At 50.2% G+C, this 17,430-nt stretch carries 16 protein-coding genes and 2 pseudogenes; 15 read left to right on the forward strand and 3 right to left on the reverse strand.

Annotation, left to right across the window (positions count from 1 at the left end):
• The first annotated feature begins 13 nt into the window (after positions 1-13).
• The 6 genes from NBA72_RS03595 (at position 14) to NBA72_RS03620 (ending at position 4,554) form a co-directional block, all read left to right on the forward strand.
• Positions 14-313, forward strand: coding sequence for a hypothetical protein (locus NBA72_RS03595; protein WP_001540882.1), 300 nt, complete (start codon positions 14-16; stop codon positions 311-313).
• 59 nt (positions 314-372) lie between these two features.
• Positions 373-522, forward strand: coding sequence for a hypothetical protein (locus tag NBA72_RS03600; RefSeq protein ID WP_001751809.1), 150 nt, complete (start codon positions 373-375; stop codon positions 520-522).
• Between the two features lie 85 nt (positions 523-607).
• Entirely contained in the window at positions 608-739 is a 132-nt protein-coding gene (gene yqgB / locus NBA72_RS03605; RefSeq protein ID WP_000729109.1) for an acid stress response protein YqgB, read from the forward strand.
• Positions 740-747: 8 nt separating this feature from the next.
• A complete protein-coding gene (speA, locus tag NBA72_RS03610; protein WP_001278580.1) occupies positions 748-2,724 on the forward strand; it encodes a biosynthetic arginine decarboxylase in 1,977 nt (658 codons plus the stop codon).
• A gap of 144 nt (positions 2,725-2,868) precedes the next feature.
• Complete coding sequence (locus NBA72_RS03615) at positions 2,869-3,600, forward strand: hypothetical protein (protein ID WP_000032793.1); 732 nt, start codon at positions 2,869-2,871, stop codon at positions 3,598-3,600.
• Between the two features lie 153 nt (positions 3,601-3,753).
• A complete protein-coding gene (locus tag NBA72_RS03620; RefSeq protein WP_001576357.1) occupies positions 3,754-4,554 on the forward strand; it encodes a FadR/GntR family transcriptional regulator in 801 nt (266 codons plus the stop codon).
• A gap of 78 nt (positions 4,555-4,632) precedes the next feature.
• On the opposite strand, the pseudogene NBA72_RS03625 reads toward NBA72_RS03620, so the two are convergent.
• Together NBA72_RS03625 and NBA72_RS03630 are read right to left on the reverse strand one after the other, a co-directional pair.
• Positions 4,633-4,833, reverse strand: a pseudogene (locus NBA72_RS03625) (uroporphyrinogen decarboxylase); the annotation flags it as partial.
• 34 nt (positions 4,834-4,867) lie between these two features.
• Positions 4,868-5,265: pseudogene (locus NBA72_RS03630) on the reverse strand (uroporphyrinogen decarboxylase); the annotation flags it as partial.
• Between the two features lie 530 nt (positions 5,266-5,795).
• On the opposite strand from NBA72_RS03630, the gene NBA72_RS03635 reads away from it, so the two are divergent.
• The 6 genes from NBA72_RS03635 to speB all read left to right on the forward strand — a co-directional run bounded on the left by NBA72_RS03635 (position 5,796) and on the right by speB (position 12,115).
• Positions 5,796-7,268 (forward strand): mannitol dehydrogenase family protein, encoded by a 1,473-nt coding sequence (locus tag NBA72_RS03635; RefSeq protein ID WP_023181536.1) that lies wholly within the window; start codon positions 5,796-5,798, stop codon positions 7,266-7,268.
• 2 nt (positions 7,269-7,270) lie between these two features.
• Positions 7,271-8,287 carry a zinc-binding alcohol dehydrogenase family protein gene (locus NBA72_RS03640; protein ID WP_000853913.1) on the forward strand — a complete coding sequence of 339 codons (1,017 nt, stop codon included), beginning with the start codon at positions 7,271-7,273 and terminating at the stop codon, positions 8,285-8,287.
• 13 nt (positions 8,288-8,300) lie between these two features.
• The gene (locus NBA72_RS03645) at positions 8,301-9,308 is read left to right on the forward strand and encodes an Ldh family oxidoreductase (protein ID WP_000104231.1); all 1,008 of its coding nucleotides are present in this window, start codon (positions 8,301-8,303) and stop codon (positions 9,306-9,308) included.
• Positions 9,309-9,346: 38 nt separating this feature from the next.
• A complete protein-coding gene (locus NBA72_RS03650; RefSeq protein WP_042948792.1) occupies positions 9,347-9,841 on the forward strand; it encodes a YhcH/YjgK/YiaL family protein in 495 nt (164 codons plus the stop codon).
• 192 nt (positions 9,842-10,033) lie between these two features.
• Entirely contained in the window at positions 10,034-10,990 is a 957-nt protein-coding gene (locus tag NBA72_RS03655) for an alpha/beta fold hydrolase (RefSeq protein WP_077917551.1), read from the forward strand.
• A gap of 204 nt (positions 10,991-11,194) precedes the next feature.
• The gene (speB, locus tag NBA72_RS03660; protein WP_000105550.1) at positions 11,195-12,115 is read left to right on the forward strand and encodes an agmatinase; all 921 of its coding nucleotides are present in this window, start codon (positions 11,195-11,197) and stop codon (positions 12,113-12,115) included.
• A gap of 100 nt (positions 12,116-12,215) precedes the next feature.
• Here the strand turns inward: speB and NBA72_RS03665 are convergent, their stop codons facing one another.
• Positions 12,216-12,974, reverse strand: coding sequence for a M48 family metallopeptidase (locus tag NBA72_RS03665; protein WP_000701830.1), 759 nt, complete (start codon positions 12,972-12,974; stop codon positions 12,216-12,218).
• Between the two features lie 275 nt (positions 12,975-13,249).
• Between NBA72_RS03665 and tkt the strand changes: the two genes are divergently transcribed.
• From tkt to NBA72_RS03680, 3 genes are all read left to right on the forward strand, one after another.
• The gene (gene tkt / locus NBA72_RS03670; RefSeq protein WP_000098651.1) at positions 13,250-15,241 is read left to right on the forward strand and encodes a transketolase; all 1,992 of its coding nucleotides are present in this window, start codon (positions 13,250-13,252) and stop codon (positions 15,239-15,241) included.
• Between the two features lie 315 nt (positions 15,242-15,556).
• Positions 15,557-16,000, forward strand: coding sequence for a PTS mannitol transporter subunit IIA (gene cmtB / locus NBA72_RS03675; protein ID WP_001518319.1), 444 nt, complete (start codon positions 15,557-15,559; stop codon positions 15,998-16,000).
• 27 nt (positions 16,001-16,027) lie between these two features.
• Entirely contained in the window at positions 16,028-17,407 is a 1,380-nt protein-coding gene (locus tag NBA72_RS03680) for a PTS mannitol transporter subunit IICB (protein WP_000400413.1), read from the forward strand.
• Positions 17,408-17,430: the final 23 nt, after the last annotated feature.

Here is a 17,430-nt window from a genome sequence, read left to right on the forward strand (position 1 = left end):
GTGCGGAATAGTCATGACAGAAGATTCTACCATGAGTCTGAAGGTCGCTGACACTGGCAGTCTGAGTGTTAATCAGTATGGATGGATTAACATCTGGACGGCTATTTTAGGTCACTTCTTCGCCCAATTTCCAGCTTTTTTTGAAGGCCGTCGCAATGTCGGTCAAAATCAAGCGGTAAACGTTTCTGATAATGCTGACATTATGCGCATTTATGCTTTGCTTTTTTTCTGCGTTCTGGGTATAAAACGCGACGCGCGGCTCATACAAAAGCACACGACGTTTTCTTCGTGTCGCCACTTCCAGCCGGGTTAAAACGTTGCTTTGGCTTGTGGGTTCGTCTTACGAGGCGGCCGTGGAGGTGATACGAGATAATGAACCGTTGTATTCTGCTGAATCTGTCGCATCGTTCTGGTGCGCGCATGTCCCCCGCAATCTGCATCTCTGCTTTGCATACCTGCCGATGTTATACCCATCTCGGCGCTTCTCAGGATTCCAGAGCCGGCAATGGCGCTGAAGACTGAACAAGGGCGCTCTTGTTAACGCAAGAGTTTTCTCGTGGTTTCGCCGAACCGTTATCTGTGAGTTCGGTTACGTGTTTACAATGATATGAAAAAGAAACCGGTCGCGCAGGCGGAGCATCAGCGCTATCTGCTGGAAAATCCGCTTGTCTATGGGTTGTTATCGCGTCTTCGGATTGCGATAGTAGTCAACTGTTTTACACTTGCTAATAAAAATTGAGGTTCGCTATGTCTGACGACATGTCTATGGGTTCGCCTTCGTCAGCAGGCGAACAGGGTGTACTACGCTCCATGCAGGAGGTTGCAATGAGCTCCCAGGAAGCCAGCAAGATGCTGCGCACTTACAATATTGCCTGGTGGGGCAATAACTACTACGACGTCAACGAGCTGGGCCATATTAGCGTATGCCCCGATCCCGACGTACCGGAAGCGCGTGTCGATCTTGCCAAACTGGTGAAAGCGCGCGAAGCGCAAGGTCAGCGTCTGCCGGCGCTGTTCTGCTTCCCACAGATCCTGCAACACCGTTTGCGTTCAATTAACGCGGCGTTTAAGCGTGCGCGTGAATCTTACGGTTATAACGGCGACTACTTCCTCGTTTACCCGATTAAGGTCAATCAGCATCGCCGCGTGATCGAGTCCCTTATCCATTCCGGTGAACCGTTGGGGCTGGAAGCGGGGTCGAAAGCGGAATTGATGGCGGTGCTGGCGCATGCCGGCATGACCCGTAGCGTGATCGTCTGTAATGGTTATAAAGACCGTGAATACATTCGGCTGGCGCTGATTGGCGAGAAGATGGGCCATAAGGTTTATCTGGTCATCGAAAAGATGTCTGAAATCGCGATTGTGCTGGAAGAAGCTGAGCGCCTGAACGTGGTTCCTCGTCTGGGCGTGCGTGCGCGTCTGGCCTCTCAGGGGTCCGGTAAGTGGCAATCCTCCGGCGGCGAAAAATCAAAATTCGGCCTGGCGGCGACGCAGGTGCTGCAACTGGTGGAGACCCTGCGTGACGCCGGGCGTCTGGACAGTCTGCAACTGTTGCACTTCCACCTGGGATCGCAGATGGCGAACATTCGCGATATCGCGACCGGCGTGCGCGAGTCCGCGCGTTTCTATGTTGAGCTGCATAAGCTGGGCGTTAATATCCAGTGCTTCGACGTGGGCGGCGGTCTGGGCGTGGATTATGAAGGTACCCGTTCGCAGTCCGACTGTTCGGTGAACTATGGCCTGAACGAATATGCCAATAACATCATCTGGGCGATTGGCGATGCCTGCGAAGAGCATGGTTTACCGCATCCGACGGTGATTACCGAGTCTGGCCGCGCCGTCACTGCGCACCATACGGTACTGGTCTCTAACATTATCGGCGTGGAGCGTAACGAATACACGGATCCGACAGCCCCTGCTGAAGATGCGCCGCGCGCGCTGCAAAATCTGTGGGAAACCTGGCAGGAGATGCATAAGCCTGGCACCCGCCGCTCGCTGCGTGAATGGCTGCATGATAGCCAAATGGATCTGCACGATATTCATATCGGCTACTCTTCCGGCGCGTTTAGTTTGCAGGAGCGCGCCTGGGCGGAGCAACTTTATCTCAGCATGTGCCATGAAGTGCAGAAGCAACTGGACCCGCAAAACCGTGCGCATCGTCCGATTATCGACGAACTGCAAGAGCGGATGGCTGACAAAATGTACGTCAACTTCTCGCTGTTCCAGTCAATGCCGGACGCGTGGGGAATCGATCAGCTCTTCCCGGTACTACCGCTGGAAGGGTTAGATCAGGTACCGGAACGTCGTGCCGTGCTGCTGGATATAACCTGTGATTCCGATGGCGCTATTGACCACTATATCGATGGCGACGGTATCGCCACGACGATGCCGATGCCGGAATACGATCCAGAGAATCCGCCGATGCTCGGCTTCTTTATGGTCGGCGCCTATCAGGAGATCCTCGGTAACATGCACAACCTATTTGGCGATACTGAAGCGGTTGACGTGTTTGTCTTCCCGGATGGTAGCGTCGAGGTTGAGCTGTCGGACGAAGGCGATACCGTTGCGGATATGCTGCAATATGTGCAACTGGATCCAAAAACGCTGTTAACGCATTTCCGCGACCAGGTAAAACAGACGGATCTGGACGATGCGTTGCAGCAGCAGTTCCTTGAGGAATTTGAAGCGGGACTGTACGGTTATACTTATCTTGAAGATGAGTAATTAAGAGTATTCCGCTTGTGGGTCGATTTAATTATTTAAATCGACCCTTTTATATTTTATAAATTCTTAATTATCAGCGGTGCCGCTTCTCTATGTAATTTTATGGGCCTACAATCCCCCTAATAATTAAAAAGGGGGTTAAGTATGAGCAAATTTAAATTTAATGCCGTCATTGTTGGCTTGTTTTTGCTGTTAGGCGGTTGTTCCAGCGGAATGCAATCTAATAATGGCTCTTCATCCGACGTCGGCACCGCCTGGGGCGGCGACGTGCATTCATCGGTACAAAGCGTTTCGGTAGAACGTGCCGATCGAGAACCTGCCGAAATGGTGATAATAAATTACTCCACTCAATATCCGTCAGGTTACGATAAAGTTTATAGTATACGTATCAGCGATCTTGAATATGCTGTGCGCGACGCTAATTTTAATTCGATTCCAATTACTCGTCGCTACAACGCATCAATGGGACAATGGCAATATAGTATTCCTGCAAGATCAGGGATGAACTATCAGTTATATATTCGTAATTACAGTCATGATACCAATTACGAAATCGTCGCAACGGTTGATGGCCTGGACGTGTTGAACGGAAAAGCAGGCTCGCTGAATCATCATGGCTATATTGTTAACGCCGGCGACTCACTGGCGATTAAAGGGTTTCGCAAAGATAAACACACTGAGGCGGCATTCCAGTTCGCCGACGTAGCTGACGCTTATGCGGCCCACTCCGCGCAGGGCGATGTACGCAACATCGGCGTCATCGGCTTTGCCGCCTTTGCATTGCAGGGTAAAGCAACAAATACGCTACCGCCTTGTTCCTCGCAGGCTTTCCCGGCGGACAATAACGGGTATGCGCCGCCGCCCTGCCGCAAATAAACCCGGCATCAAACGTCAAATATGCGTTATGGGAATCAGTGCCTTTCCTGCCGAGTCTGGTGGGGAAGGACTGTGTGACGCGCATAGCCGTAGGTTGCGGGAAAGAAACGACCACTCTCTGGCAGGGAAATTGTTTACCATAAACATTAGGATTTGTTTACACTACCCTCAAGTGGAGCAATTGCTGTCTACATAGGTATGTGCATGGAACAAATTTTAACCAAGCGGCGCTATTTTGATATAGGGCTGCAAATAGAAGAACTACTCTATTCAGGGGTATTTAAAGCTGGCGAGCGACTTCCGGCGGAGAGAGAACTCAGCGAGCGTTTTCAAACCAGCCGCACGACGATTCGTGAGGCGATTATTATGCTTGAGCTGAAGGGAGTGGTAGAGGTTAAGCAAGGCGCAGGCACTTACTTTATTGATAGTCTGGAGAAAATCAATCAAAAAGCGCTCTTGCCTTACTCAGACATTGGCCCCTTTGAATTGCTACAGGCCCGGCAGGTCATCGAAAGCAACATCACCGGTTTTGCCGCTACGCAAATAAGATTTAATGAACTTAAGCAGCTTAAACGTATTATTGAGCAGCAGGAAAAGCAGATTGGCGGCGACAGCGACAAATTTGAAGAACTGGATCGCCAGTTCCACAATATCATCGCGGAATCCACGCAAAATCGTGTATTAATGAAACAATCTGCCGAGCTGTGGCGGGCTGTCAGGACCGAAAATCCGCGCTGGAAGCAGTTAAACTATAAGTATTTACATAAGAAAGAGTTAAGAATGAAATGGGTGGAAGATCACCGTAGTATCTTCCTTGCATTGCAAAAACGCGATGCTGAGCAGGCCAGACAGGCCTCGTGGACCCATCTTGAAAACAGTAAAAATGAGCTGGTAAAAATCTTCCAACAGGATGATTCGCTGGAAGATTTTGATGATTTTTTCTTCGCCACCTGACGGCTATTTTCAGGCGGATGACATTTTTGTCAGCGATTAACCGGGCCTGCCGTCAAAAACAAACCCGGAGAGAGGGAATCAGGCTTCGTAAACGCTCAGCTTATCCCAGTCAAACTCTACGCCAATGCCGTAGGTGTCCGGTGCCACGGCGCGATAATTGTCGACCACCAGCGGATGTTTGGTATATTGATCGATCGGGAAACTGTGAACCTCCAGTCAGCCAGTCTCGAATGCGGAAACCAGTCTGACGTGTAATTCCTGCATACCGAGCGAGCATACCAAACGACCGCCATTCGTCGACAGACGCGCCGCCTCCAACCAGCCATTTTCCACAGCGGCAGTTTTTCACGTTTGCCTTTCAAATCCCAAAGGGCGATATCCACCGCAGACATCGCAGACATCGCAAACGACGCGATGCCTCCGCAACCCACATAGTGAATATGCTATTCCATAAAGTCATAGATATCGTCAATCGCAGCGCCATCTATCCCTGACAGTACCGGGGCAAGATCGTGGTCGATCATCGCTTTAATTGCATACCCTCCCTTTCCGCCGGTATAGGAATATCCGGTGCCAGTTGAACCGTCTTCCAGCGTAATCGTCGTGGTTACCAGTTCGAAATGGCTATTATGCCATGTTTCACGTCAACTAAGACCTCGGCCAGAGGGGCTTTGAAAGCTTTGTTTCAACGTGCCTAATCCGCGTCTTCATCAATTTTTTCCTGTTTTAAATCAATGGATTAATTTGCCAATTACGTCTAAAGGCGGCTCACTCCTCATCGCTTTAGCAGCGACCCGGATGATCAAAACCGTAACTGATGTTCTTAGGTTAATGTTGATGCTGATAATAAATTGAGTTCATTAATTCACTAGACAAATTATCAGGTTTGGTTTGCTGTATTTCGGGTAATTGTTGAACCAATCATGTGCGGCATATACGCTTGCAGCGGGGTGTTATTCAATAAGATATTGTTTTTAATGGGGTTTAATGATTGCGGGTTGTATGGGTGGTATGCCAATTCGTGGCCGATTTTTCTAATCAAAATCACGCTTTTGTGAATCGTAAAATTTATCCTGAGAAGCGCTTTTTGTAACTAATTGATAAATAAATTATTTTTATTAATTGGCTATTAGTCAGCATACCAGGGTGAAGAATACGGTGCCGTGAGTGTGATCATATTCACGGATTTTGGTATGCTGTTTAAGCAGAATTGGTAAACAAAACAGGAGTGGGAAAAATTCATGGACACCATAGCTCGCCAGTTAGACGCCGCAAGGCACCAATTCAAAACGACTTATTCACGTCAGGGAATGGAAGCCAACATCGTACATATTGGATTTGGCGCCTTTCACCGTGGTCACCAGGCTGTTTATAACGATCTCACGAATGAGATAACCGGCAACCGCTGGGGGATTTTTGAACTAAATCTGTTCGGCGATGCGGAGCTGGTGGATGCGCTAAATGCGCAACAGGGGCTGTTTTCAGTGGTGGAAACGTCAGCCAGCGCCATCAACAGTCGCCTGGTTCGGACCGTCACCGGCGCGTTGCATACGCCGAAGTCAGGTATTCAGGCGGCGATCGAGAAGCTGACTGAGCCGCAGGTAAAAATTGTTTCGTTGACGATAACGGAAAAAGGTTACTGCACCGATCCGCGGTCCAGAACGCTCGATCTCAGCCATCCGCTCATCAAACACGATCTTGCCGATCCTGAACATCCCCGGTCAGCACTCGGACTGATCGTCGAAGCGCTACGGATACGCCGCCAGCAAGGGCTTCCCCCGTTTAGTGTACTGTCGTGCGATAACATTCCGGAAAACGGTCATTTGACCAAAACGGCGATCGTTACGTTTGCCGATAATCTCGATCCGCAACTGGCGGCCTGGATAGCGAAGCATGTCACCTTTCCTGGCACCATGGTCGATCGCATCGTGCCGGCAATGACGCCAGAGCAATTTGACATGATTAAAGACCAGATCGGTTTTGCCGATCCCTGCGGCATCGTATGCGAGGATTTCCGTCAGTGGGTTATCGAAGATAATTTCGTTGCCGGTCGTCCTGACTGGGATAAAGCAGGGGCGATGTTCGTCTCGGACGTGCTTCCCTATGAAGAAATGAAACTTCGTATGCTGAATGGCAGCCATTCGTTTCTCGCCTATAACGGCAGCCTGGCTGGATATGAGTTTATCTATCAGTGCATGGAAGACGACGCTTTTAAAACCGCCGTACATCATTTAATGACGGAAGAGCAGGCAAAATCGCTGCGCCCGAATTTGGCGGTAGATGTACATCAATATGCGCAGTTGCTCATTGAGCGATTCAGCAACCCGAACATTAAACATAAGACCGGACAGATTGCGATGGACGGTTCTCAGAAGTTGCCTCAGCGGGCCGTCGATCCTTATCTGACGCTCCAGGCGCGCGGCGTTAAGGGCAGGGCGTTGGCGACGCTGATTGCGGGCTGGCTCCATTACGTCATTAATACGCTCTCTCAGGGGCAGAGCGTGGCCGACCCGCTCAATGATACCTTCAATGCGGCTATTAAAAATAAAAACACGCGATGGGAACAAGCGCTGTCTTTGCTGCAGATAAATAGCATCTTTGGAACGCTGGCCGGCGACAACGCAGATTTTTTAAACAACATTCAGCAGGCCTTTAACCATATTGAATTACATGGCGTCACGGCCACCATTCACCGTTTATCTTCAAAGGGTTAAGTATGAAAACGCTTATCTGTAATAATCCGGGAAATATCGAATACATTGAAAGGGATATTCCTCATTTAAAAGACGATGAAGTACTGTTAAAAATTAAAGCGGTTGGTATTTGCGGCACCGATATCCATGCGTTTGCTGGCCGCCAGCCCTTTTTTGCCTATCCGCGCGTGCTGGGTCATGAAATTTGCGGCGTGGCGGAAATGTTGGGTAAATCGTGCAGCACGGCGAAGGTCGGCCAACGCTATAGCGTTATTCCCTGTATTCCTTGCGGCGCTTGCGCAGCCTGCCGGGAAGGAAAAACCAACTGCTGTGAGAACGTCTCGCTGTATGGCGTTCACCAGGACGGCGGCTTTAGCGAATATCTGGCCGTTCGTGAACAAAATCTGGTTGAACTGTCGGATAACCTCACCGACAGCGCGGGCGCGCTGGTTGAGTGTTTCGCCATCAGCGCCCACGCAGTACGCCGCGCTGACGTGAAGCCGCAGCAAAACATTGTGGTGGTCGGCGCCGGGCCGATTGGGCTGGCCGCCGCCGCGATAGCAAAAGCCAAAGGCGCTCGCGTCGCGGTAGCTGATATTGACGCCGAACGCCGTCGTCTGGTCGCCGAAAAGGTAGGCGTTGCAACGCTCGATCCGTCGTCAGACGACTATATTGATGCGCTGAAAGCCTGTTTCTCCGGTGAATTAGCCGGCACTGTGCTTGATGCCACCGGCAATAAATCCTCCATGAGCCGCGCTGTCGATCTGATTCGTCACGGCGGAAAAATCGTCTTCATCGGGCTGTATATCGGCGAGCTCGTCATTGACGATCCGACCTTCCATAAAAAAGAGACCACGCTATTGAGCAGCCGTAACGCGACGCGGGAAGACTTCGAATGTGTCATTGAGCTAATGGCTCAGGGCGCTATTAGCGAAACAATGATGAAAAACCAGGAATTCGATTTCTATACGTTCGGCAACCAGTACCAGAAGAACGTGGTAGAAAACAAAAAATTGGTTAAAGGCGTTATCAAATTTTAATAGCGGGATAGTTATGTCAACAATATTAGTCAAAGAAAATGAATTGAAAGCGCTGGCGTTTAATAAACTCACCCAGGCGGGTCTTGACGCGCAAACGGCGCAGCAGGTAGCCGACGTTTTGGTTCATGCCGATATTACCGGCGTTCACTCCCACGGCGTTATTCGCGTAGAGCACTATTGTACCCGCCTGAACGCAGGCGGGCTCAATCCAAAAGCAACATTCAGCATCGAACAGATTTCGCCTTCAGTCGCTATTCTGGACTCTGATGATGGAATGGGACACTGCGCGCTGATAAAGGCGACAGATCACGCTATTAGTCTGGCGAGAGAGACGGGGCTGGGTTTCGTCAGCGTCAAAAATACGTCCCACTGCGGCGCGCTCTCGTGGTTCATTGAGCAGGCGACAAGCCAGGGAATGGTGGCTATCGCCATGACGCAAACGGATACCTGCGTTGCGCCGTATGGCGGCGCGGAGCGCTTTCTGGGGACTAACCCAATCGCCTTCGGCTTCCCCGTTAAAGACAGCCATCCGATGATCGTCGATATGGCGACCAGCGCCATTGCGTTTGGTAAAATTCTGCACGCCAAAGAAACCGGGAAACCAATAGGTCATGGTCTGGCGCTGGATAAAGAGGGACATATCACTACCGATCCGCATAAAATTGAAAATCTGCTGCCCTTTGGCGGACACAAAGGTTCTGGTATTGCCCTGGCGATTGATGCGCTCACGGGCGTCCTGATGGGGGCAAACTTTAGCAACCATATTGTTCGGATGTATGGCGACTATGACAAGATGCGCAAGTTAGCGAGTCTGGTTATCGTTATTGATCCGCAGATGTTGGGCAATCCGCTGTTTTCCTCAATAATGAGCACAATGGTCAATGAGCTAAGGGCTGTAAAACCGATGCCCGGTGTTGATAAAGTGCTGGCGCCAAACGATCCGCAAATCGCCTATAAAGAAAAATGTTTAAAAGAAGGTATTCCTGTGGCTGAGGGTATTTACCAGTACCTGATTGGCTGATAATTATAATCACGACCATTATTTAGGATAACTATAGTATGCTATATGGAAATATAGAGCAGCTTACTTTATTACCTTACGTTAACCACATTATTAAAAAACTTATCATCGAAGCGGTGAAGATAGCTGAAGACCAGCCTGCTGGTAGATATGAACTTTCTTTCCCGGAGTCATTTCTTATGATAAGCGAAGGAGAAACACACTCTTCGTTAAACCGCAAAGCTGAACTTCATAAAAAATATATCGATATTCAGATTTTACTAAGCGGTTATGAGGAGATTGGCTATTCCAACAAAATTGATACCAGGATAAAGGAGCTTGAGCATCTTCCTGATGACATCATCTTTCCTGAATGTGTCGCTAATGAGCAGTTCGTTACATTAAATCCTGGCGATTTCGCGCTTTTTTATCCCAACCAGATCCACCGTCCGCTTTGTACGCGTGGTAAACCTGCGCCGGTTAAAAAAGCGATTGTGAAAATTCCGGCCACGGCATTTAGCGAGTCAAGCTCGCCCTGTCAGACGAAGGAATAAAGAAAGCGCCAAATGCAATTCAGGAAGAGACCTTCAAGTCATCCTGAATTACAGCCAGAATGAATAAGGTGGCACTTTTCTGACTTCAGAGCCTTTTCGCGTTGGGGCTAATCGCGGAAAGGCTTTTTACGTTCTGTAAAAAGAGGATGCGGGGTCTCCCCGGTAAATAAGTGAAAATGATACAAATCGATTTTGATGTTATTTTTGTTCAATCTGAATAATATGGTCTTTTACACGGAAAGTGATTGGCGAGGTGTTATGAATCATATTTTTAAATTAGCATTTATTTTTATTATCAATATTATATTTTTAATAAATGCTTCAGCAACAACGATGGACAAAGATAAATTTGTGGAAGCGAATGGTATCAAAATTCATTACGTTGAAGAGGGCGAGGGGCCTCCGCTGCTGTTGATTCACGGTGGTGGTCTGACGGCGAAAAGCTGGCAGGGATTAGCGAAAGAGGCATCTCGATATTTTCGCGTCATCATGCCGGACAGTCGTGGACATGGATTGACCAATAACCCGCAAGGAACGTTTAGTTATGATCTGATGGTGGAAGATATGGCGGCTTTTGTTAAAGCGCTGAAGCTGGAAAAACCGCTGGTGATGGGTTACAGCGATGGCGGCATGGTCGTTCTGAAGTTAACCAGCCGATACCCGGATCTAGCGCACGCTGCTATCGTCGGCGGCGCAACGCATCGCTTTGCTACGGCCCATTACATGCAGGGGATGGAAATTTTTTATGGTAAAGGAATGCCTCAGGGGCAATTGACGGATCGCGATCTGGATAAAATGGCTTCGGATGCGCCCGGGATGGTTAAATTTTATCAGAACATGCATCATCCAGAGCAAAAAGACTACTGGCGCACGTTCCTCAAAGGTGTCTGGCCAATGTGGACAACGCCCACATCGCTGACGGAAGAAGAGGTGAAAAAAATCCACATTCCTGTGCTATTACTGGCCGGCGACCGGGATGAATTTTTCACCGTTGAAGAAGTTACCGAGCTGTACCGGCTGCTGCCTCAGGCGGAGATGACCCTCATTCCCGGTAGCGGTCACGCCATTTTCCAGACGCCGGGGAAAACACCGCTGTTTTACGCATTAGTGCTTGAGTTTTTACAGCGGCAACTCCCTAAGGCCTCTTAACTGACCGCGATGGACGTATGAGCCTACTGATTTGCGCTGGATATATATTTTTTTCGGGCGTTGTCTACTGTACCTGGCTAAACTGACTTCAATAATGCGGCCTGTCAGAGTAAACTTTGAGCCGTAAACAAATTCAAACCCTTCCTCGTCGGGCCTAACGACGCGGGAGGGTTTTTTTATATTGACTAAGAAGAGGTTTTTGCCATGAGCACCTTAGGTCATCAGTACGATAACTCACTGGTTTCTAATGCGTTTGGTTTTTTACGTCTGCCAATGAACTTCCAGCCGTATGACAGCGATGCCGACTGGGTGATCACTGGCGTACCGTTTGATATGGCAACGTCCGGTCGCGCTGGCGGTCGTCATGGCCCGGCGGCGATCCGTCAGGTGTCGACCAACCTCGCCTGGGAACATCACCGTTTCCCGTGGAATTTTGACATGCGCGAGCGCCTGAACGTCGTGGACTGCGGCGATTTGGTGTATGCGTTTGGCGATGCCCGTGAAATGAGCGAAAAATTACAGGCTCACGCTGAAAAACTGCTGTCTGCAGGCAAGCGTATGCTCTCTTTCGGCGGCGACCACTTCGTCACGCTGCCGCTGCTGCGCGCCCACGCGAAACATTTTGGCAAAATGGCGCTGGTACATTTTGACGCGCATACCGATACCTACGCTAACGGCTGCGAATTCGATCACGGCACGATGTTCTACACCGCGCCGAAAGAAGGCCTGATCGATCCGCATCATTCGGTACAGATCGGTATTCGCACGGAGTTTGACAAAGACAATGGCTTTACCGTGCTGGATGCCTGCCAGGTCAACGATCGCGGCGTGGATGATATTCTCGCTCAGGTGAAACAGATCGTCGGCGATATGCCGGTCTATCTGACCTTTGATATCGACTGTCTGGACCCGGCGTTTGCGCCTGGCACCGGTACGCCGGTGATCGGTGGTTTGACCTCCGATCGCGCCATTAAACTGGTACGCGGTCTGAAAGATCTGAACATTGTCGGTATGGATGTAGTGGAAGTCGCGCCGGCTTACGATCAGTCGGAGATCACCGCTCTGGCGGCCGCGACGCTGGCATTAGAAATGCTCTATATCCAGGCGGCGAAGAAGGGCGAGTAAGTTGTTTTGCCGGATGGCGCTGCGCTTATCCGGCCTACAGCTGATTGATGCTTGTAGGCCGGATAAGGCGTTCACGCCGTCATCCGGCACTGTTCGGGGGTTATTTGATCCCGTCTGCGCTCATACGATCGCGCACATGCTGTGCGCGTGCGGCGGACGCCGGGTGATCGTCGAACATCGAGCTTTGACGACCCGCTTCCAGTTTTGCCAGTTTCTCAAAGCTGGTGGCTAGTCCTGCCGGACTGATACCGCGTTTGCGCAACAGATCGTAAGAATAATCATCCGCTTCGGACTCCTGACGCTGGGAGAACTGCGAGTTCACCAGTTTTTCGCCAAGATCGCCAAGCTGTGATTGCGACAGGCTGCCGACAACGCCTCCTGCCGATGCCGCCGCGACGCGCACTGCGTTAGTGCCCAGCGCGACCTGCATCCCTTTCTTTACATGACCCAGCGCGACATGGCCCATTTCATGACCGATCACGGCTTCAACTTCGTTGTCGGTCATCATATCCATTAGTCCGCTGTAGACGCGGATACAACCATTCGCCATGGCAAACGCGTTGACGTCTTTCGTCTCGTAAACCTTATAGTTCACCGGCTGGCCGTTAATGTTATCCCCCAGCGCGGCGGCAATTTTTGCCAGTCGTTTAGTGTATTCGCTGCTCGCCGGCGCGATTTTCGCTTTGCTGTCGAGCTCTTGACAGGATTGATCGCTCAGCGCTTTTACCTGCGCATCGCTTAACGTATAGGCCTGAAAAGCTTCAGCGCCCGAAGAAAGCAGTCCATTAGAGTCCATATTCTGGCAACCGGTCAGCACCGTCGCCATGCCCAAAGCAAGCAGTAAAGCGCGAATTTTCATTTTTCTCTTCCATACGAATCAATATTATTTTGAAATGCGCTCGTTGCAGATGAATTAGCGCCTGGGTTAAGTATAAAGAAAAGCATGGCAGGCAAGTTAGCTAATTGCGCAACATACGAGCACGATCCGGAGATTTCTGAAGCGGTAAAAGGATGTTCCATGTACATGACGCGCGGCTTGGGGTAAATTGTTGGCAAATTTTCCGGCGTAGCCCAAAACGCGCTGTCGTCAAGTCGTTACGGGCATGGCCTTTCAACATCCGATCTGGAGTCAAAATGTCCTCACGTAAAGAGCTTGCCAATGCTATTCGTGCGCTGAGCATGGACGCAGTACAGAAAGCCAAATCCGGTCACCCGGGTGCCCCGATGGGTATGGCTGACATTGCCGAAGTCCTGTGGCGTGATTTCCTGAACCACAACCCGACCAACCCGTCCTGGGCCGACCGCGACCGCTTCGTGCTGTCCAATGGCCACGGCTCAATGCTGATTTACAGCCTGCTGCACCTCACCGGCTATGACCTGCCGATGTCCGAACTGCAGAATTTCCGTCAGCTACATTCAAAAACCCCGGGTCACCCGGAAGTGGGCTACACCGCTGGCGTTGAAACCACTACTGGCCCGCTGGGTCAGGGTATTGCCAACGCCGTCGGGATGGCGATTGCCGAGAAAACTCTGGCGGCGCAGTTTAACCGTCCTGGCCACGATATCGTTGACCACTTCACCTACGTCTTTATGGGCGACGGCTGCATGATGGAAGGCATTTCTCACGAAGTGTGCTCTCTGGCTGGTACTCTGAAACTGGGCAAACTGATCGCGTTCTATGATGACAACGGTATCTCTATCGATGGTCACGTTGAAGGCTGGTTCACCGATGACACCGCGAAACGTTTTGAAGCCTACGGCTGGCATGTTATCCGTGGCATTGACGGTCACGATGCCGATGCCATTAAACGCGCCACGGAAGAAGCTCGCGCCGTGACTGACAAACCGTCCCTGCTGATGTGCAAAACCATCATCGGCTTCGGTTCGCCGAACAAACAGGGTACCCACGATTCCCACGGCGCGCCGCTGGGCGACGCGGAAATCGCGCTGACCCGCGAACAGTTGGGCTGGAAATACGCGCCGTTCGAAATCCCTTCTGAAATCTACGCCCAGTGGGATGCGAAAGAAGCCGGCCAGGCGAAAGAGTCTGCATGGAATGAGAAATTCGCGGCTTATGAGAAAGCCTTCCCGCAGGAAGCTGCTGAATTCACTCGTCGTATGAAAGGCGACATGCCGGCTGACTTCGATGCGAAAGCGAATGAGTTCATCGCTAAACTGCAGGCGAATCCATCCAAAATCGCCAGCCGTAAAGCGTCCCAGAATGCCATCGAAGCCTTCGGTCCGCTGTTGCCGGAATTCCTCGGCGGCTCCGCTGACCTGGCACCGTCTAACCTGACCCTGTGGTCCGGTTCGAAAGCGATTAACGAAGATGCCGCAGGTAACTATATTCACTACGGTGTGCGCGAATTCGGTATGACCGCTATCGCCAACGGTATCGCCCTGCACGGCGGTTTCCTGCCGTACACCTCCACCTTCCTGATGTTCGTCGAATATGCCCGTAACGCAGTGCGTATGGCAGCGTTGATGAAACAGCGTCAGGTGATGGTCTATACCCACGACTCCATCGGTCTGGGCGAAGATGGCCCGACGCACCAGCCGGTCGAGCAGGTGGCAAGCCTGCGCGTAACGCCGAACATGTCCACATGGCGTCCGTGCGACCAGGTGGAATCCGCGGTGGCGTGGAAATATGGCGTAGAGCGTCAGGATGGCCCAACCGCGCTGATCCTCTCCCGTCAGAACCTGGCGCAGCAGGAACGTACTGAAGAGCAACTGGCGAATATCGCCCGCGGTGGTTACGTACTGAAAGATTGTGCGGGCCAGCCGCAGATTATCTTCATTGCGACCGGTTCTGAGGTTGAGCTGGCGGTTGCCGCTTACGAAAAACTGACTGCCGAAGGCGTGAAGGCGCGCGTGGTTTCCATGCCGTCCACCGACGCGTTCGACAAGCAGGATGCGGCTTACCGTGAATCCGTGCTGCCGAAAGCGGTATCTGCGCGTGTGGCGATTGAAGCGGGTATCGCTGACTACTGGTTCAAATACGTCGGCCTGAACGGCGCTATTGTCGGCATGACCACCTTCGGTGAATCCGCCCCGGCAGAGCTGCTGTTTGAAGAGTTTGGCTTCACGGTAGACAACGTGATCGCCAAAGCGAAAGCGCTGCTGTAATCCTTAATACGGCATAAAACGGGTCGCTTCGGCGACCCGTTTTTATTTTTAGATACTTTTATTTTATCGCTAACAAGGTTTTATTTGTGACGTTTATCACAATTTCGATATTTTGTTATTTATTGAATTTGCAATGAGCGTCACAAAATGAAACTTGCTTTTTATTTTTATATCTATAACAGGTTGTTTTATAGATAAATTATAATCATGTCATTTTAAGCGCTCGCTTTTTCGCCTGGATTGATTTCATTTTGCCGCCCGCGTATTTTATTTTTAACGACAGGTTGTACCCTAAAAATAAAATAAGGATAGTTTATGCGGTTAATAGATTATTTTCCTGAAGCATCTATTACAATAAGACCATTGGCACAAAATTGGCAGGAAGCTGTTGATTTTTCCATGTCATCCCTTTTGGCTAATCGTTATATAAATGAAAATTATATTCAGGCTATCAAAGATTCAACAATCAGTAATGGTCCTTACTATATTCTGGCACCTGGTGTCGCGATGCCTCATGCTCGCCCCGAATGCGGCGCGTTAAAAACCGGGATGTCATTAACATTGCTCAGGCAGGATGTGCAGTTTACCGACGAGGATGACGGCATAAAATTATTAATCGGCCTGTCAGCAGCAGATTCAGATTCACATATTGGCGCTATCCAGGCGTTAAGCGAACTATTATGTGAAGAGGATGTTTTAGCGGCGTTATTAGCTGCGAAATCAGAAAAAGAGCTGGCGGATATTATAGCTCGCGCATAATTATTCTCTCCTTTACAGGATATTAATATGGAACACAAGTCTGCTCGTGCAAAGGTCCAGGCTTTTGGGGGCTTTTTGACCGCGATGGTCATTCCCAATATCGGCGCTTTTATTGCCTGGGGTTTTATCACTGCATTATTTATTCCAACCGGATGGATGCCAAATGAGCATTTCGCCAAAATTGTCGGCCCGATGATTACTTATTTACTGCCGGTGATGATTGGTTCTACCGGTGGACATCTGGTCGGTGGAAAGCGTGGCGCCGTGATGGGGGGAATTGGCACCATTGGCGTTATCATCGGCGCTGACATCCCCATGTTTCTTGGCTCAATGATTATGGGGCCTCTCGGCGGTCTGGTCATTAAATATATTGATCGGTTGCTGGAAAAGCGGATTCCCGCCGGTTTTGAGATGGTGATTAATAACTTCTCGCTGGGTATCGCCGGGATGATTTTGTGCCTGCTGGGTTTTGAAGTGATTGGTCCGGCGGTACTTATTGCCAATAACTTTGTGAAGGAGTGTATTGAATCATTGGTACATGCGGGCTATCTGCCGCTGCTGTCTTTAATCAATGAACCGGCAAAAATCCTCTTTTTGAACAATGCCATCGATCAGGGCGTTTATTATCCGTTGGGAATGCAACAGGCGTCGGAAACCGGAAAGTCCATTTTCTTTATGGTGGCCTCTAACCCGGGGCCTGGCTTAGGTTTGCTGCTTGCCTTTACGCTATTCGGCAAAGGAATGGCAAAGAAATCTGCGCCTGGCGCCATGATTATCCATTTCCTCGGCGGGATTCATGAGCTCTATTTCCCCTATGTGCTGATGAAGCCATTAACACTCATCGCCATGATTGCCGGCGGGATGAGCGGAACATGGGTGTTTAACCTGCTGGATGGCGGCCTGGTTGCAGGGCCAAGCCCGGGGTCAATTTTCGCTTACCTGGCGCTGACGCCGAAAGGTTCTTTCCTTGCTACGATTGCTGGCGTAACGGCGGGAACGGCAGTGACCTTTATTATCACCGCTTTCATTTTGAAAATGGAAAAAAGTAGCGAAGCCGACAGCGAAGATACTTTTAGTGATTCCGCTAAAGCGGTGAAAGCCATGAAGCAAGAAGGCAATTTTTCATATCGCGACGTGAAACGTATCGCCTTTGTCTGCGATGCGGGGATGGGCTCCAGCGCAATGGGCGCCACAACGTTCCGCCGACGTCTGGAAAAGGCGGGCCTGACTATCGACGTTAAACATTACGCTATCGAAAATGTACCGGATGATGCCGATATTATCGTTACCCACGCCAGCCTTGAAGGACGGGTTAAGCGAGTCAGCGATAAGCCCTTAATACTTATTAAAAACTATATTGGCGATCCGTGTCTTGATGATTTATTTAACCATTTGACATCGAATTAATATTTCAGGTTTCTGGAGTAAAT

The sequence above is a fragment of the Salmonella sp. NW1250 genome (genome assembly GCF_051812965.1).
Taxonomy (GTDB): Bacteria; Pseudomonadota; Gammaproteobacteria; order Enterobacterales; family Enterobacteriaceae; genus Salmonella; species Salmonella enterica.

Excerpts from the sequence above, each read along its gene's own strand:
- NBA72_RS03650 (WP_042948792.1), top strand. The coding sequence starts at position 9,347 with ATGCTATATGGAAATATAGAGCAGCTTACTTTATTACCTTACGTTAAC.
- cmtB (WP_001518319.1), top strand. The coding sequence starts at position 15,557 with ATGCGGTTAATAGATTATTTTCCTGAAGCATCTATTACAATAAGACCA.
- speB (WP_000105550.1), top strand. The coding sequence starts at position 11,195 with ATGAGCACCTTAGGTCATCAGTACGATAACTCACTGGTTTCTAATGCG.
- NBA72_RS03615 (WP_000032793.1), top strand. The coding sequence starts at position 2,869 with ATGAGCAAATTTAAATTTAATGCCGTCATTGTTGGCTTGTTTTTGCTG.
- NBA72_RS03665 (WP_000701830.1), bottom strand. The coding sequence starts at position 12,974 with ATGAAAATTCGCGCTTTACTGCTTGCTTTGGGCATGGCGACGGTGCTG.
- NBA72_RS03635 (WP_023181536.1), top strand. The coding sequence starts at position 5,796 with ATGGACACCATAGCTCGCCAGTTAGACGCCGCAAGGCACCAATTCAAA.
- tkt (WP_000098651.1), top strand. The coding sequence starts at position 13,250 with ATGTCCTCACGTAAAGAGCTTGCCAATGCTATTCGTGCGCTGAGCATG.
- NBA72_RS03640 (WP_000853913.1), top strand. The coding sequence starts at position 7,271 with ATGAAAACGCTTATCTGTAATAATCCGGGAAATATCGAATACATTGAA.
- speA (WP_001278580.1), top strand. The coding sequence starts at position 748 with ATGTCTGACGACATGTCTATGGGTTCGCCTTCGTCAGCAGGCGAACAG.
- NBA72_RS03680 (WP_000400413.1), top strand. The coding sequence starts at position 16,028 with ATGGAACACAAGTCTGCTCGTGCAAAGGTCCAGGCTTTTGGGGGCTTT.
- NBA72_RS03595 (WP_001540882.1), top strand. The coding sequence starts at position 14 with ATGACAGAAGATTCTACCATGAGTCTGAAGGTCGCTGACACTGGCAGT.
- yqgB (WP_000729109.1), top strand. The coding sequence starts at position 608 with ATGAAAAAGAAACCGGTCGCGCAGGCGGAGCATCAGCGCTATCTGCTG.
- NBA72_RS03645 (WP_000104231.1), top strand. The coding sequence starts at position 8,301 with ATGTCAACAATATTAGTCAAAGAAAATGAATTGAAAGCGCTGGCGTTT.
- NBA72_RS03600 (WP_001751809.1), top strand. The coding sequence starts at position 373 with ATGAACCGTTGTATTCTGCTGAATCTGTCGCATCGTTCTGGTGCGCGC.